General features: G+C 71.4%; 16 protein-coding genes. 2 read left to right on the top strand and 14 right to left on the bottom strand.

Annotated elements, in window-relative coordinates:
• Positions 1-1,005 carry a plastocyanin/azurin family copper-binding protein gene (locus ABEG17_RS19225; protein ID WP_406831096.1) on the top strand — a complete coding sequence of 335 codons (1,005 nt, stop codon included), beginning with the start codon at positions 1-3 and terminating at the stop codon, positions 1,003-1,005.
• Positions 1,006-1,131: 126 nt separating this feature from the next.
• On the opposite strand, the gene ABEG17_RS19230 is transcribed toward ABEG17_RS19225, so the two are convergent.
• Genes ABEG17_RS19230 through efp form a run of 3 tightly spaced genes read right to left on the bottom strand, consistent with a single transcriptional unit; the run spans position 1,132 to position 2,647 of the window.
• A complete protein-coding gene (locus tag ABEG17_RS19230) occupies positions 1,132-1,635 on the bottom strand; it encodes a GNAT family N-acetyltransferase (RefSeq protein ID WP_406831097.1) in 504 nt (167 codons plus the stop codon).
• Positions 1,636-1,656: 21 nt separating this feature from the next.
• Positions 1,657-2,070 (bottom strand): transcription antitermination factor NusB, encoded by a 414-nt coding sequence (gene nusB / locus ABEG17_RS19235; protein WP_406831098.1) that lies wholly within the window; start codon positions 2,068-2,070, stop codon positions 1,657-1,659.
• Positions 2,071-2,086: 16 nt separating this feature from the next.
• Positions 2,087-2,647 carry an elongation factor P gene (gene efp, locus ABEG17_RS19240; RefSeq protein ID WP_406831099.1) on the bottom strand — a complete coding sequence of 187 codons (561 nt, stop codon included), beginning with the start codon at positions 2,645-2,647 and terminating at the stop codon, positions 2,087-2,089.
• A gap of 183 nt (positions 2,648-2,830) precedes the next feature.
• Here efp and ABEG17_RS19245 point away from each other — a divergent pair, with 183 nt between their 5' ends.
• Positions 2,831-3,772, top strand: a complete 942-nt coding sequence (locus ABEG17_RS19245; protein WP_406833239.1) for an aldo/keto reductase — start codon at positions 2,831-2,833, stop codon at positions 3,770-3,772.
• Between the two features lie 69 nt (positions 3,773-3,841).
• On the opposite strand, the gene aroB is transcribed toward ABEG17_RS19245, so the two are convergent.
• The 11 genes from aroB to ABEG17_RS19300 form a co-directional block, all read right to left on the bottom strand.
• Positions 3,842-4,945, bottom strand: a complete 1,104-nt coding sequence (aroB, locus tag ABEG17_RS19250) for a 3-dehydroquinate synthase (RefSeq protein ID WP_406831100.1) — start codon at positions 4,943-4,945, stop codon at positions 3,842-3,844.
• Positions 4,942-5,517, bottom strand: a complete 576-nt coding sequence (locus tag ABEG17_RS19255; protein WP_406831101.1) for a shikimate kinase — start codon at positions 5,515-5,517, stop codon at positions 4,942-4,944. Before ABEG17_RS19255 ends, aroB begins: the two co-directional genes overlap by 4 nt.
• Positions 5,511-6,734: a chorismate synthase gene (gene aroC / locus ABEG17_RS19260; protein ID WP_406831102.1), complete on the bottom strand. Its 1,224-nt coding sequence runs from the start codon at positions 6,732-6,734 to the stop codon at positions 5,511-5,513. Before aroC ends, ABEG17_RS19255 begins: the two co-directional genes overlap by 7 nt.
• Positions 6,735-6,771: 37 nt before the next feature.
• Positions 6,772-7,467: a prepilin peptidase gene (locus ABEG17_RS19265; protein WP_406831103.1), complete on the bottom strand. Its 696-nt coding sequence runs from the start codon at positions 7,465-7,467 to the stop codon at positions 6,772-6,774.
• Positions 7,464-8,303: a shikimate dehydrogenase gene (locus tag ABEG17_RS19270; protein WP_406831105.1), complete on the bottom strand. Its 840-nt coding sequence runs from the start codon at positions 8,301-8,303 to the stop codon at positions 7,464-7,466. The genes ABEG17_RS19265 and ABEG17_RS19270 overlap by 4 nt, the downstream gene beginning before the upstream one ends.
• On the bottom strand, positions 8,273-9,472 hold the full coding sequence (gene mltG, locus ABEG17_RS19275) for an endolytic transglycosylase MltG (RefSeq protein ID WP_406831106.1): 1,200 nt from the start codon (positions 9,470-9,472) through the stop codon (positions 8,273-8,275). The genes ABEG17_RS19270 and mltG overlap by 31 nt, the downstream gene beginning before the upstream one ends.
• A complete protein-coding gene (gene ruvX, locus ABEG17_RS19280) occupies positions 9,469-9,996 on the bottom strand; it encodes a Holliday junction resolvase RuvX (RefSeq protein ID WP_406831107.1) in 528 nt (175 codons plus the stop codon). The genes mltG and ruvX overlap by 4 nt, the downstream gene beginning before the upstream one ends.
• 16 nt (positions 9,997-10,012) lie before the next feature.
• Positions 10,013-12,715 carry an alanine--tRNA ligase gene (gene alaS, locus ABEG17_RS19285; RefSeq protein ID WP_406831109.1) on the bottom strand — a complete coding sequence of 901 codons (2,703 nt, stop codon included), beginning with the start codon at positions 12,713-12,715 and terminating at the stop codon, positions 10,013-10,015.
• Positions 12,716-12,826: 111 nt separating this feature from the next.
• Positions 12,827-13,150, bottom strand: a complete 324-nt coding sequence (locus ABEG17_RS19290; protein WP_406831110.1) for a DUF6167 family protein — start codon at positions 13,148-13,150, stop codon at positions 12,827-12,829.
• Between the two features lie 5 nt (positions 13,151-13,155).
• Positions 13,156-13,539 carry a DUF948 domain-containing protein gene (locus tag ABEG17_RS19295; protein ID WP_406833240.1) on the bottom strand — a complete coding sequence of 128 codons (384 nt, stop codon included), beginning with the start codon at positions 13,537-13,539 and terminating at the stop codon, positions 13,156-13,158.
• A gap of 153 nt (positions 13,540-13,692) precedes the next feature.
• Positions 13,693-15,027 carry a replication-associated recombination protein A gene (locus ABEG17_RS19300; protein WP_406833241.1) on the bottom strand — a complete coding sequence of 445 codons (1,335 nt, stop codon included), beginning with the start codon at positions 15,025-15,027 and terminating at the stop codon, positions 13,693-13,695.
• Positions 15,028-15,119: the final 92 nt, after the last annotated feature.

Here is a 15,119-nt window from a genome sequence, read left to right on the forward strand (position 1 = left end):
ATGCACAGGAATCTCCAGCCACGCCGACGCCTTGTCCTCCTCGTCGCCGGCCTCGTTGCACTCGTCCTCCCCGTCGCCGTCGGCCAGTCGGCAACGGCCTCTGCTCCGGCGTCGGCTCCGACGTCGGCCAGCCTGCACGTCCACCGGCACGCCAAGCCGGTGACCTGGCACGTCACGGTGGGTGCCGAGACACCCACCATGGCGGTCTCCGCCATGTCCTTCCTCCCGCGAGAGGTCTGGATCAACAAGGGCGACACCGTCCACTGGACGGCGGGGAGCGCCGAACCGCACACCGTCACCTTCCTCGCGCCGGGGACCTCGCTCCCGACGTTCAACCCGTTCGACCCGAACCAGACCATGAAGCGGGGCACACACCGCTACAACGGCACGAAGTACACCAACTCGGGGATCATCGCGACCCAACCGATCTTCGTCTTCACCCACCCCGTGAAGTCCTACGACCTGACCTTCACCAAGAAGGGGAACTTCACCTACTACTGCCTCCTGCACGGCGTGATGATGAAGGGCATGGTCCATGTCCGGGCGGCTGGGACCCCGTACCCGTACACGCAGCGGGACTACAACCGAGTGGGACACCACCAGGCCCGGGTGCTCCTGCACGACGGCAAGGTGGCATGGCGCCAAGCCAGGCGGGCGCACCCCGTCACCGGCCACCAGGTGCAGGTCGGCATCGACGGCAACGGCTTCGCGGTGATGCGCTTCATCCGTAGTCACTCGGTCATCCACGTCGGCGAGACCGTGACGTTCAGCGTCGCCGGACCCGGGGCCCCGCACACGGTCACCTTCGGCAAGGAGCCAGCGGGACTCGGCATCCTCAAGCCATCCGGCGACCCGAAGCACTTCGGCGGCGGTGACCTCAACAGCGGCGTGCTGGCACCCGGCAAACCGTTCACGGTCACCTTCACGAAGGCAGGCAGGTTCTCCTACATCTGCGCGATCCACGACGGGATGGGGATGGTCGGGAACGTGCTCGTCAAGCCCTGACCGACTCCGGCGACTGCTGCCGGGTCCTCATCACAGGTCGCCCCCGTGGACACCGCGGGGGCGACCTGCGCCGGTGGGGCACCCCGCCACGCCCGGTGTGCGTCGCGCGCCGAGGGAGCCCTCTGCTCAGGTCAGGGGGCGGACCATGGCGACGCGGACACCGTTGCGCGGTAGGCCGATCCGCTCTTCGGCCGCGCGCAGCGGCCCCATCCAGTCCGGCTCGTCTGCCATGACGACGAAACCGTGCCCCGCGTAGAACGGGGCGTTCCACGGCACGTCACGGAAGGTGCGCAGGGTGACCTGCGCGAAACCGCGCTCCGCGGCATACCGGCACGCCTGCTCCAGCAGGACGGACCCGACGCCGCGCCGAGACCGGTCCGGGAGCACCGCTATCTGCTCGAGGTGGGCGGGCCCGCCAGGTCCGTCGACGTCCACGACGTGGGCGAAACCCACCACCTCGTCGCCCTCCGCGGCGACGAGCAGGAACCCCGGCTCGGTGGCACGCTCCTGGCCGGTGGGCGCACTCCCCCACAGACTCACGTCCATCACGGACGCGAAGACCTGGTCGGAGGCCTCCTCGATCCCCTGCACCGACGCGAGGTCGGTGGGCAGGGCGAGGCGGATCTCCATGGTGACCAGCTCGGGCCCGGCTCAGGCCAGGGTCGGCTTGACCTCGGCGAGCCGCCCGAGCAGGCCGTTGACGAACTTCGGGGAGTCGTCCGTCGACAGGCTCGTGGCCAGCTCGACGGCCTCGGAGATCGCGACCCCGTCGGGGACGTCCTCGGTGTAGACGACCTCGTAGGCGCCCAGGCGCAGGATGGCGCGGTCGACGCTGGGCATGCGCTCGATCGTCCAGCCCTGGGAGTACGTCGACAGGAGCTCGTTGATGTCGGTCCAGTGCGAGACGACGCCCTCGACGAGGTCGGCGGTGTACTGGTTCAGCGGGGCGTCGGTGACCGGCTTCGCGAGCCGCTCGGCGAGCAGGTCGCGGGCGTTGAGGCCGCGCTGCTCGGCCTCGAAGAGGATGTCGACGGCGCGCTTGCGCGCTTTGCTTCTGGCAGACACAGTGAACGAGCTCCGATTAATTGACGCGGCCGAGGTACGAGCCGTCGCGGGTGTCGACCTTGACCTTGGTGCCCTGCTCGAGGAACAGCGGGACGTTGATCGTCGCGCCGGTCTCCAGGGTCGCCGGCTTGGTGCCACCCGTCGAGCGGTCGCCCTGCAGGCCCGGCTCGGTGTAGGTGATCTCCAGCACGACCGAGGTCGGGAGCTCGACGTAGAGGACGGTGCCGTCGTGGGTGGCGACCTGGGCGACCTGGTTCTCCAGGAGGTAGTCGGCCACCGAGCCCACGGTCGTCTCGGGGATGTGGATCTGGTCGTAGGTCGACCCGTCCATGAAGACGTAGTCCGTGCCGTCCTTGTAGAGGTACTGCATGTCGCGACGGTCGACGTTCGCGGTCTCGACCTTGACGCCCGCGTTGAAGGTCTTGTCGACGACCTTGCCGGACAGGACGTTCTTCAGCTTGGTGCGCACGAAGGCCGGGCCCTTGCCGGGCTTGACGTGCTGGAACTCCACGACGGACCACAGCTGGCCCTCGAGGTTGAGGACCAGGCCGTTCTTGAGCTCGTTGGTCGATGCCACGTGACAATCACTTTCGGTGAGCCGGTACTCAGCGCAGGTGCTGGCGCGCGCGAGAGCTCCGGAAGGTTCTGGGTGGGAATCGCGGGTCAGTCTAGCCGCCGGGGTGGGAGTCCCCCGAATCGCTGCAGGCGCCCGACCCCGGCGGGGCGTGGGGACCCGACCTAGGGTGGGCCCATGAGAGACATGGAGTACCGGCCCCTCGGCGGCAGCGGCCTGATGGTCAGCGCGGTCGGCCTCGGCTGCAACGCATTCGGCCGCCGTGTCGACCGGGCGGGGCTCGACGGCATCCTGCGGGCCGCCCGCGAGACCGGGGTGACGCTGCTCGACACCGCCGACATCTACGGCGGCCACCCGGGCCAGAGCGAGGAGATGCTCGGTGAGGCGTTGCGCGGCCAGCGCGACGAGTTCGTCCTCGCCACGAAGTTCGGGATGGACATGCAGGGCGCCAACGGCGAGGACTTCGGTGCCCGTGGGTCGAGGCGCTATGTGCGCCGCGCAGTCGAGGCGAGCCTGCGCCGGTTGCAGACCGACCACATCGACCTCTACCAGCTGCACCGCCCGGACCCGATGACGCCGGTCGGCGAGACCCTCGAGGCGCTGACCGACCTCGTTCGGGAGGGCAAGGTGCTCTACATCGGCTGCTCCAACTTCGACGGCTGGCAGGTCGCCGACGCGTCGTGGACCTCTGCCACCGCAGGGCTGGCGTCGTTCGTGTCCGTGCAGAACGAGTACTCCCTGCTCGACCGGACCGTGGAGCACGAGGTGGCGCCCGCCTGCGAGCGCTTCGACCTCGGCATCCTGCCGTTCTTCCCCCTCGCCCGGGGACTGCTCACCGGCAAGTACCGGCGTGGGGCCGCGGCCCCCGAGGGGTCGCGGGCAGCCCTGGAGGCAGACCGCGCCGGCTGGCTCGTCGAGGCCGAGTGGGACCGGGTCGAGGCCCTCCAGGCGTTCGCCGACCAGCGCGGCATCGAGCTCCTGGACGTCGCGATCGGCGGTCTTGCCGCCCAGCCGCAGGTCGCGTCGGTCATCTCGGGCGTGACCAGTGCCGCTCAGGTCGAGCGCAACGCCCTCGCCGTCGCCTGGCAGCCCGAGCCCGCCGACCTCGCCGAGCTCGACGCGATCTGACACACGTGCTGACGGTCACGGCGACCGATCCTGCCGCGGAGGTCGTCACGGGCTAAGCGCCGAGATGGCTCAGAGCGAGATGGCTCCGCCGCGCGTGACCTCGGCACTCACCTCGGCATAGGCCGCCTGCAGGATCGCGGGGTCGGGACCCTCGAGGCGCACCGGGCGCGCCAACCCGTTCAGCACGACGAACCGCAGCAACGACCCACGCGTCTTCTTGTCCCGCTTCATCGCGTCGAGCAGCTGGGGCCAGCGGTCGCCGCGGTAGGTCACCGGGAGCCCGAGCGAGGTCAGGATGGCGCGGTGCCGGTCCACGAGGGCGTCGTCCATCTTGCCGGCGAGCCGGGCGAGCTCGGCGACGTAGACCATGCCGATCGAGACGGCCGCCCCGTGCCTGAACGCGTAGCGCTCGACGTGCTCGACGGCGTGCCCGAAGGTGTGGCCGTAGTTGAGGACCTCCCGCAGGGAGGACTCCTTGAGGTCCTGGGCGACGATGTCGGCCTTGACCGCGACGGCCCGTTCGATGAGCTCACGCACGTGCGTTCCCGACGGGGACCGCACCCCCGCCGGGTCGGCCTCGACCAGGTCGAGGATCACCGGGTCGGCGACGAACCCGCACTTGACGACCTCGGCCAGCCCGGCCGTGAAGTCGTGCTGGGGCAGCGTCTCCAGCGTCGCGAGGTCGCAGAGCACCCCGGCCGGCTCGTGGAACGCCCCGACGAGGTTCTTGCCCTCGGTCGTGTTGATGCCCGTCTTGCCCCCGACGGCTGCGTCGACCATGGCCAGCAACGTCGTGGGGACGTGCACGACCCGGATGCCGCGCAGCCAGGTGGCGGCGACGAACCCGGCGAGGTCGGTCGTCGCTCCCCCGCCGACGCTGACGATGGCGTCGGACCGGGTGAACCCGGCCTGCCCCAGGACGCCCCAGAGGAAGGCGGCGACCTGCGCCGTCTTGGCCTCCTCCGCATCGGGGACCTCCGCGGCATACGCCTCGAATCCCTTGGTGGACAGGTCTTCTCGCACGGCCTCACCGGTTGTGGCCAGGGCGCGGGGGTGGATGACCAGGACGCGTTGGACGCCCTCCCCCACCAGGCCCGGCAGCTCGTCGAGCAGGCCCGTGCCGATGACGACGTCGTACTGCCCGCCGACGCTGATGCGCGTGGCGTCGCTCATGGCTGCTCCTCCGTGGTGGCGTCCTGGCCGGGGCGCTCGTGGCCGATCGCAGCGACCACCTCGGCCACGATCTCGGCCGGCTTGCGGCCGGCGGTGTCGACGCGGACGGTCGAGAGGCGTTCGTAGGTGGCGCGCCGCTCGTTCATCATCTTGGTCCAGGTCGCGCGCGGGTTGACCATGAGCAGCGGGCGGTTGCCCTCGAACCCGATGCGCCGCGAGGCGTCGGCGATCCCCACGTCGAGGAAGACCACCGTGTGGCCGTCCAGCAGGGCCTGTGTCGCCGGGTCCATCGGCGCTCCACCACCGAGCGACACGACGACGTCGCCCTCGGTGAGCGCGCGAGCCACCTCGGCCCGCTCGAGCGCACGGAAGTGGTCCTCACCGTGGTCGACGAACAGGTCCGAGATGGAGGCGCCCTGGGCGGCCTCGATCGCGGCATCCGTGTCGTGCCAACGGACTCCGAGCGCTGCAGCGAGACGGCGGCCGATGGTGGACTTGCCCGCGCCGGGCGGGCCGATGACGACGGCGAGCGGGCGCGACGACGCGCCCCCAGCCGGGGACGAGGTCACCACGTGCGCATCGCCTCGGGGATCGCCGCGAGGTATGCCGCGTGGTTGCGTGCCGTCTCGGTCACCGAGTCCCCGCCGAACTTCTCGACGCAAGCCTGGGCGAGGACGAGCGCGACCATGGCCTCGGCGACGACGCCGGCGGCCGGGACGGCGCAGACGTCGGAACGCTGGTGGATCGCCTTGGCCGCCTCGGCGCCGGTCGTGTCGATGGTGTCCAGGGCGCGCGGGACCGTGGAGATCGGCTTCATCGCCGCCCGGACCCGCAGCACCTGCCCGGTGGACATGCCGCCCTCGGTGCCCCCGGCTCGACCGGTGCGGCGACGGATCGTGCCATCGGGGTCGCGCTCCATCTCGTCGTGGGCCTGCGAGCCACGCCTGGCTGCGGTGCGGAACCCGTCGCCGACCTCGACGCCCTTGATGGCCTGGATGCCCATGAGGGCTCCCGCCAGCTGGGAGTCCAGGCGACGGTCCCAGTGGACGTGCGAACCCAGGCCCGGGGGCAGCCCGTAGGCCAACACCTCGACGACCCCTCCCAGGGTGTCGCCGTCCTTCTTGGCCGCCTCGACCTCGGCCACCATCGCGGCGGAGCCGTCGGCGTCCAGGGTGCGCACCGGGTCGGCGTCGACCAGCTCGACCTGGTCGGGGGTGGGCAGCTCGGCGTCGTCGGAGACCCCGGCGCTGCCGATGGCGACGGTGTGCGACACCAGGCGGATGCCGTACGCCTGCTCGAGGAAGCGGGAGGCGACCTCACCGAGCGCCACCCGGGCCGCGGTCTCGCGGGCCGAGGCGCGCTCGAGCACAGGCCGGGCGTCGTCGAAGCCGTACTTCTGCATGCCCACGAGGTCCGCGTGGCCGGGCCGCGGCCGGGTCAGGGGTCGGTTGCGGGCGACCTCCTTCTCCGCGTTGACGTCGTCGGACGCGGCATACGCCTCCTGCGACACGGGGTCCGGCGACATCACGGTCTCCCACTTGGGCCACTCGGTGTTGCCGATGCGGATCGCCAGTGGCGAACCCATCGTCACGCCGTGGCGAAGCCCACCGAGGAACTCGACCTCGTCCTGCTCGAACTTCATCCGGGCTCCCCGGCCGAAGCCGAGACGTCGACGCGCGAGGGCTGCGGCGACGTCCTTCGACGTCACCTCCACCCCGGCGGGCAGACCCTCGATCGTCGCGAGGAGGGCCGGGCCGTGGGACTCACCTGCGGTCAACCAGCGAAGCATGTCCCGATCCTCCCACGCACCCTGCGAGGCCTTTGCCCTAGGCCACCAGCTGGTACTCGAACGCGAGCGCCAGGAACGTGCCCAGCAGCAGGGACGGTCCGTAGGCGATGTGCGAGCGGAGGCCGACGCGCTGGCCGACGAGCATGAGCAGGGCCACCACTCCTCCGACGAGGAACCCGGCGATGACGCCGGTCACCGCCTGCTGGACACCGACCCAGCCGAGGAGCAGCCCGATGAGGCCCGACAGCTTGACGTCGCCGAAGCCGAGCGACGCCGGGGACACGAGGTTCATGAGGAAGAAGACCGTGAACACCACGGCCAGGCAGATCAGGGCCCGCCAGAGGGCCTGCCACTGCCCGAGTCCGAGGGTCGCGACGACCAGGAGCGCGAGCAGGGCGGGGTAGGCGGGGAGCACCAGCCCGTCGGGCAGCCGGTGGACGTCGGCGTCGATCCAGACCAGGGCCACGGTCAGCCAGGCGAAGAACAGGAACGCGGGCAGCGCCGCCCACCCCGCGAAGTCACCGATGCGCCAGGCCAGGAAGGCCCAGAGCAGGGCCAGCGCCGGTGCCGGCCACCACCACACCCGCGGCAGGGCTCCGGCCTCGTCGTACTCGGTGCGGTAGCCGCCGTCCGCGAGCTGCCTGCCGGTGAGCCCACCCAGGAGCAGACCCAGCAGTGCCGCGACGGCGACCACCCAGACGGTGGTGCCCGCACCAGCGGCGCGTTCGATCATCGGCCCAGCGCCGCGCGCCCGGCGGCGAGCATGACGTCGACCGGGGCGATCTCACCGGTGAACAGCTCGAACTGCCGGGCCGCCTGGTGGACGAGCATCTCCAGCCCGCTCACCACGTCGGCACCGGCACGCGTCGCTGCGACGGCCAACGGTGTGGGCCACTGGGCGTAGACGACGTCGAGCAGGGTCGCGCCGCTCAGGTCGTCGCCGGCACCGAGTCGTCCCGATGCGGCGTCGCCGGCGGCCGGGGGCAGGGTCGACAGCACCAGCCGGCCGGGCTCGAGCGCCCAGTCCTGGAGCGCCACGGGGATGCCGCGGACCCCCAGGGAGTCGAGCAGGGCGATGATCTCGGTGGTGGTGGCGAGGTTGCGCGCGGCGATGCGGACCCGCGTGACACCGAGCTGGGCGAGCGCGACGGCCGCCGACCGCGCGGTGGCTCCCGAACCCAGCACCGTCCCAGCGCCTGCGTGGTCGACGTGGTCGAGGGCGGCGACCAGGCCGTGCACGTCGGTGTTGTGGGCGTCCCACGCGAGGTCGGCCCGACGGACCAGGGTGTTGACCGACCCGGTCACCTGCGCGGTCTCCGAGACCGTGGCAGCCACCGCGAGGGCAGCCTCCTTGAGCGGCATCGTCAGGCTCAGGCCGCGCCAGCTGTCGTCACGTTCCCGCACCCAGGCGGCCAGGTCGTCGGCGCCGAGGTCGTGCGCGCCATACGCCCAGTGGTCCAGGCCGAGCGCACGGTAACCCGCCGTGTGCAGCAGGGGTGACAGGGAGTGGGCGACCGGCCGCCCGAGGACCGCGGCGTTCAGCACCGGTCCGAGTGGTCCCTGCACCACGCCTGGAACTCCTGCACGTTGCGGTCATGGTCGGCTTGCGTCGTCGCGAACTTGGTCTCCCCCGTGTCGGGGTCGACGGTGACGAAGAACAGCCAGCTGCCGGGGGTGGGCGACGCCGCCGCCTTGATCGACGCGGCGCCGGGGCTGTTGATCGGCGCCGGCGGGAGGCCCTGCCGCTTGTAGGTGTTGTAGGGGCTCGCGCTCTGTCGGTCGGCGTTGCTCGTGCCGGCGCGGCCGCGCTTTTGCACGGCGTAGTGGACCGTGGAGTCCATCTGCAGCAGCCCGTAGTTGGGGCCGCCCTTGGTGCGCAGGCGGTTCTCGATCACCCGTGCGACCTTGCCGCGGTCGGCACCGCCGCTGACCTCGCCCTCGACGATGGAGGCGATGATGAGGGTGCGTTCACGGGCGGACTCGGCCACGCCTGCGGCCTGCAGCTCGCTGGTCGTCTTCGCGACCATGGTCCGCAGCTGCTGGGTCGCCGTGGCCTTGGCGGGGAACTCGTACGTCGACGGGAAGAGGTAGCCCTCGACGTTGCCCTTCGCCGCCGCCGGCAGCCCGATGGCCTTGGGGTCCTTGGCCGCCGCGGCGTACTGCGCCACCGGCACACCGGTCCCCTTGGAGAGGGCGGCGAACACCTCGTTCTTCCACAGACCCTCACGGATCGTCACGCGCGGCACGGTCCGGTTGGCCGAGTCGAGGAGCACGGCGAGGGCGCCCCTGGCCGACATCTGCGACTTGAGCGTGTAGGTGCCCGGCTGGATCCCTGCCGAGCGCGGGTCGCTCGAGGCGGCGTCCAGGAACGCCTTGGCCGACTTCACGACACCAGCCTTCTCCAGGGTGGTGCCGATGCCCCGCCCGGTGTCGCCGTCCTTGACCAGGACCTTCACCTGCCCGGCACCGGGCCCGGGGTAGTCGTTGCTCTCCATGAGGCCCGAGACCACCGGGCGCAGGACGGTGTATGCCGCGAAGCCGGCCACCGCGACGATCACCAGGGCGACGACGAGGATGCCGCGCCGGCGGCCGTGACGACGCCGGGGTGCGCGGGTGCGTGCCCGCGCCTGGGCGCGGGTGCCGTCACGCTGGGTCCCCTCCTGCGTACCGCCGTCCACGTCGTGCGCGCCGTCGTGCTGCCCCCCGAAGATCGACTGCTCCAGGTGGGGCTTGGTCATCGGTGCCTGTCCTTCGTCCGGGGCTTGCGCCCATCAGTCCTGACCAGCTCTCCGGGCGGCCGCCCGGTGGCTCGTTCCGCGTCGAGGGCGGCCTGCAGGATCAGGACCGCCGCCGCCTGGTCGATCACCGCACGCTGCCGTCGGCCGTCGACCCCGCTGTCACGGAGCGAACGGTGCGCATCGACCGTGGTCAGTCGCTCGTCGATGAGGCGCACCGGCACGGGGGCGATACGAACCGCCAGCCGCCCAGCATACGTGCGGGCGGTGTGCGCGGCGGCACCTTCGGCGCCCGCGAGTGTCCGGGGCAGACCGACGACGACCTCGATGGCCGAGCCCTCGGTGACGATGGCGGCGATCTCCTCCAGGTCGGTGGACTCCCCCGCCGGGTGTTCCTGCTGGTCGCGGGCGACGGTGCGGACCGGGGTCGCCAGCAACCCCGAGGGGTCGCTGGCAGCCACCCCGACCCGGACGCTGCCGACGTCGACGCCGACTCGCACCCCGGTCCTGGTGGCTGCCTGCGTCATGGTCCCGACGTCCCGGTCAGGCGTGGGTGCCGGTGGTTTCGCGCACGGCGGCGTCGATCCGGCCCAGCGCGTCACCGGTCCTGGCCGGATCGGTGCCACCACCCTGGGCGAGGTCGTCCTTGCCACCGCCGCCACCACCGAGCGTCTGGGCGGCGACCCGCACCAGCGCGCCGGCCTTGACCCCGCGCTCGCGGGCTCCGGCGTTGGTCGCCACGACCACACCGGGACGGCCCTTGGCCACACCGGTGAGGGCCACCACGACCGGCTTGGCCTCACCGAGGCGGTTGCGCAGGTCCAGGGCCATGGTGCGCAGGTCGTCGGCGCTGGTGCCGTCGCCGGCGTCGTGGGTCAGCACCGTGATGCCACCGAGGTCGCGGGCGTACTCCACCAGCTGGCCCGTCTGGGCCTGGACCTGCTCGCGCCGCACCTTCTCCAGCTCGCGCTCGGCGTCCCGCACGCGGGCCACCAGGGCGGCGACGCGTTCCTTGAGCTCTCCCGGCTGGACCTTGACGATGTCGGTGAGCTCGGCGACCAGGGCTCGCTCCTTGGCGAGGTAGCGCAGAGCGTCCATGCCGACGAAGGCCTCCAGGCGCCGCACGCCCGAACCCACCGACGACTCGCCCGTGATCGACAACGCCCCGATCTGGGAGGAGTGGCCGACGTGCGTGCCACCACAGAGCTCGCGCGACCACGGGCCACCGATCTCGATGACGCGGACCTGCTCGTCGTAGGTCTCCCCGAACAACGCCAGCGCGCCGAACTCACGCGCCTGCGGCAGGGTCATGTACTGCGCGGACACCGGGAGGTCCTGGCGGACCGCGAGGTTCGCGACCTCCTCGATCTCGCTGCGCGTCTCGCTCGACAGGGACTGGCCCCAGGCGAAGTCGAGCCGCAGGTAGCCGGGCTTGTTGTAGGAACCAGACTGCAGGGCCGTCGGGCCGAGCACCTGGCGCAGCGCCGCGTGCACGACGTGGGTGCCGGAGTGGGCCTGGCACGCGGAGACGCGCCACTCGGGGTCGACCTCGGCGATGACGTCCTGGCCGGAACGCACCGGACCGGTGAGCACCTCGACGGTGTGGGCGACCAGGCCCTTGACGGGTCGCTGGACGTCGACGACGCGCAGGTGCGCGCCGTCGGCGGTGATGATGCCCTCGTCGCCCACCTGGCCGCCGGACTCGGCGTAGAAGGGGGTGCGGTCCAGGACGACCTGGCCGCGCTGCCCGGGCTCGAGCTCCTCCACGCGTGCGCCGTCGACCACGAGGCCGAGGATCTGCGCCTCGCTGGTCAGCTCGGAGTAGGCACGCCAGTCGGTCGCCCCGAGGGCACGCAGGTCACGCCACACCTCGGTGTTGGCGTGCCCGCCCTTCTTGGCCTTGGCGTCGGCCTTGGCCCGGTCGCGCTGCTCCTGCATGAGGCGCGTGAAACCCGCACGGTCGACCTCGAGGCCCTGCTCCTGAGCCATCTCCAGGGTCAGGTCGATGGGGAAGCCGTAGGTGTCGTGCAGCTGGAAGGCCTGGTCGCCGGGAAGCGTCGAGCCACCCGCGGACTTGGTCTTCGACACCGCGGTGTCCAGGATCGTGGTGCCGGAGGCGAGGGTCCGGCGGAAGGCCTCCTCCTCGGCGTACGCGATCTGCGAGATCCGGTCGAAACCGGCCTCGAGCTCGGGGTAGGAGTTCTTCATCCGCTCCACCGAGACGGGGAGCAGCAGCGGGAGGCTGGGCTCGTCATACCCGAGCAGGCGCATGGAGCGCACCGCGCGGCGCAGCATCCGGCGCAGCACGTAGCCGCGGCCCTCGTTGCCCGGGGTGACACCGTCGCCGATGAGCATGAGGCTGGAGCGGACGTGGTCGGCGACCACGCGCAGGCGCACGTCGTCGGGGTGGGACTCGCTGGCCGCGTGGCCCGAGTGGGCGCCGTACTTCTTGCCGGTCAGCTCGGCGGCGCGGTCCAGGACGGGGTATACCTCGTCGATCTCGTAGAGGTTGTCGACCCCCTGGAGCAGGGTCGCCATGCGCTCGAGGCCCATGCCGGTGTCGATGTTCTTCTTCGGCAGCTCCGAGGCGATGTCGAAGTCGTCCTTGGCGCGGACAGCCGACAGCTCGTACTGCATGAAGACGAGGTTCCAGAACTCGAGGTAGCGGTCCTCGTCGACGGCCGGGCCGCCCTCGCGACCGTACTCGGGTCCGCGGTCGAGGTAGAGCTCGCTGCACGGGCCACCGGGACCGGGAACGCCCATGTGCCAGTAGTTGTCGAGCTTGCCGCGGCGGGTGATCCGCTCCTTGGGGACTCCGATCGTCCGGTGCCACAGGTCGTAGCCCTCGTCGTCGTCCTCGTAGACCGTGGGCCAGATCTTGTCGGCGTCCAGGCCGTAGCCACCCTGGTCCTGGGAGGTCGTGATGAGCTCCCAGGCGAACTGGATGGCGCCTTCCTTGAAGTAGTCCCCGAAGGAGAAGTTGCCGTTCATCTGGAAGAACGTGCCGTGGCGGGAGGTCTTGCCGACCTCCTCGATGTCACCGGTGCGGACACACTTCTGCACCGACGTCGCCCGGTCCCACGGCGGCGACTGCTGCCCCAGGAAGTAGGGCTTGAACGGCACCATGCCTGCGTTGACGAACAACAGGTTGGGGTCGTCGTAGACCAGCGGTGACGAAGGGATGACCGTGTGGCCCTTGCTCTCGTAGAACGAGAGGAAGCGGCGCCTGATCTCGGCGGTTTCCATGGATGTACTCAGTCCTTTGCGCATGCCCTGGAGGGGTGGGCGGGCATGACGAATCGTACGGGTAGGGGGTGAGCAAGTGCCGGGGCGAGGCGCGCGGGTGCGCGCACGCCCCTACCGAGCTCGGAGGTCCCGACCCGCGCGACGGCCGGTGGGGTCGTCGAGCAGCGCCCGCGCCGAGGCCGCGTCGAGGCGCGCCGCACTGGCCTCGGGGTCGTCGGCCGTGCCGGCGTCGATGCCGAGGGCCAGCCGCAGCTCACCCTCGCGCTCAGCCATGCCCTCGCGGACGGCTGCGGCGAGCTCGCGCAGGCCGTCACCGAAGTCGGACAACCCGTCGGCGACGCCGGCGGGCGTGTAGGCCTGCGCGGCCTTGCCGACCTTGCGCACCGCGTAGACACCCGCGGCGGCACCGAGCCCGAGCCAGAAGAGGCGTGCCACGGCGATCAGATCCTGCGGCGGCGACGGCCGCCGGTCGACCTGGTGCCGGCCCCGGACAGGGCCGACCGGACGCCATACGTGAAGGCAGCCACCTTGACCACGGGGCTGCCGAGCGTCGCCGCGAAGAGGCTGGTGAGCGCGCTGGCGTTCGTGGTGATGGCGGAGACGTTGGTGGTGATTCCGTCGACCCGCGCGAGCTGCTCGTTGGTGAGGCTGACCGTGTCGGTGAGCTTGATCAACGTCGGCTGGACGTTCTCCGTCGTGGTCCGCAGACCCACCCTCGTCTCGTCGAGAATCTTGCCGGCCTTGCCGATCACGCTACCCAGTCGGAAGACCAGGAACGCGAACGCCAGGGCCGCGACCATTCCGGCGATGTCGCCCAGACTCACATCCATGTCGGCAACCCTACCCGGGTATGGCGCCCGACCGCCCCGGGGCAGCGATCAGCCCGAGACCGCACGTTCCCGCATTTGGGGGCAGGGACGTGAGCCATGGATCACCGGTCCGCCCCCAAGATGGGGAAGACGGGCCACGGGCCCGGGTCAGGTGCCGCGGATGCGGGACTTGAGCCAGGCCCAGCGTGGGCCGAGCCGCTCCTCGAAGCCGCGGTCGGTGGGCCGGTAGTAGTCCGTCTTCCCCTGCAGGTCCTCGGGCAGGTACGCCTGCTGGGCCACCCCGTCCGGCTCGGAGTGGGCGTAGACGTACCCGTCGCCGTGGCCGAGCCGGGCGGCGCCGGCATACCCGCTGCCGCGCAGGTGCGGAGGGACGGCCCCGCCGCGTCCGGCACGCACGTCCGCGATGGCTTCGTTGATCCCCGTGTATGCCGCGTTGCTCTTGGGCGCGAGCGCGTTGTGGACGACGGCCTGGGCGAGGATGATCCGCGCCTCGGGCATCCCGATCTGGGCGACGGCGTGCATCGCGGCGACCGAGGTCTGCAGGGCGGTCGGGTCACCCATGCCAACGTCCTCGCTGGCGGAGATGACGATGCGCCGGGCGATGAACCGGGGGTCCTCCCCCGCCTCCAGCATCCGGGCGAGGTAGTGCAGCGCGGCGTCGACGTCGGAGCCGCGCATCGACTTGATCAGCGCCGACGCGACGTCGTAGTGCTGGTCGCCGGTCTTGTCGTAGCGCACGCTGGCGAAGGCGACGGCCTGCTCGGTGTGCGCGAGGGTGATCTCCACAGGTCCGTCGACGTCGGCGCCGGGCGCGATCTCGTCGAGCGCGACGCCGGCCGCGGCCTCCAGCGAGGTGAGGGCCCGGCGTGCGTCTCCCCCGGCGATCCGCACGAGGTGGGCGCTGGCGTCGTCGGCGAGGCTGAACTCCCCCGCCAGCCCGCGTTCGTCGGTCACGGCCGACACGAGCACCTCGGCGACCTCGGCGTCGGACAGCGACCCGAGGGTGATGAGCATCGACCGGGACAGCAGCGGGGCGATGACCGAGAAGGACGGGTTCTCCGTGGTGGCCGCCACGAGGATGATCTGCCGGGTCTCGACGCCGGGGAGCAGCGCGTCCTGCTGGGCCTTGGTGAAGCGGTGGATCTCGTCGAGGAACAGCACGGTCTGCCGGTCGTACATGTCGCGGTCCCGGGCCGCCTGCTCCATGACCTGCCTGACGTCCTTGACGCCTGCCGTCACGGCCGACAGCTCGACGAACCGCCGCCCGGCCGCCGTCGCGACGAGGTGGGCCAAGGTCGTCTTGCCGGTGCCCGGGGGTCCCCAGATGATCGCCGACAGCGGACCAGCAGCCCCGGCGGATCCCTCGATCAGACGACGCAGCGGACTCCCGGGGCGCAGGACCGAGGACTGGCCACGCACCTCGTCCAGGGAAGCCGGGCGCATGCGGACGGCGAGGGGTGGCAGGGCCGCACCCGACGGCATGCGGTCGCCGGACGAGGCTGCTCCGGGGCCGCCCGCCGTCCCGCTGGCCGCCGCGAAGAGGTCGTCGCCGTCGCCTGTCACCACGGGTGGCA

It is taken from the genome of Pedococcus sp. KACC 23699, assembly GCF_045348425.1.
Lineage (GTDB): Bacteria > Actinomycetota > Actinomycetes > Actinomycetales > Dermatophilaceae > Pedococcus.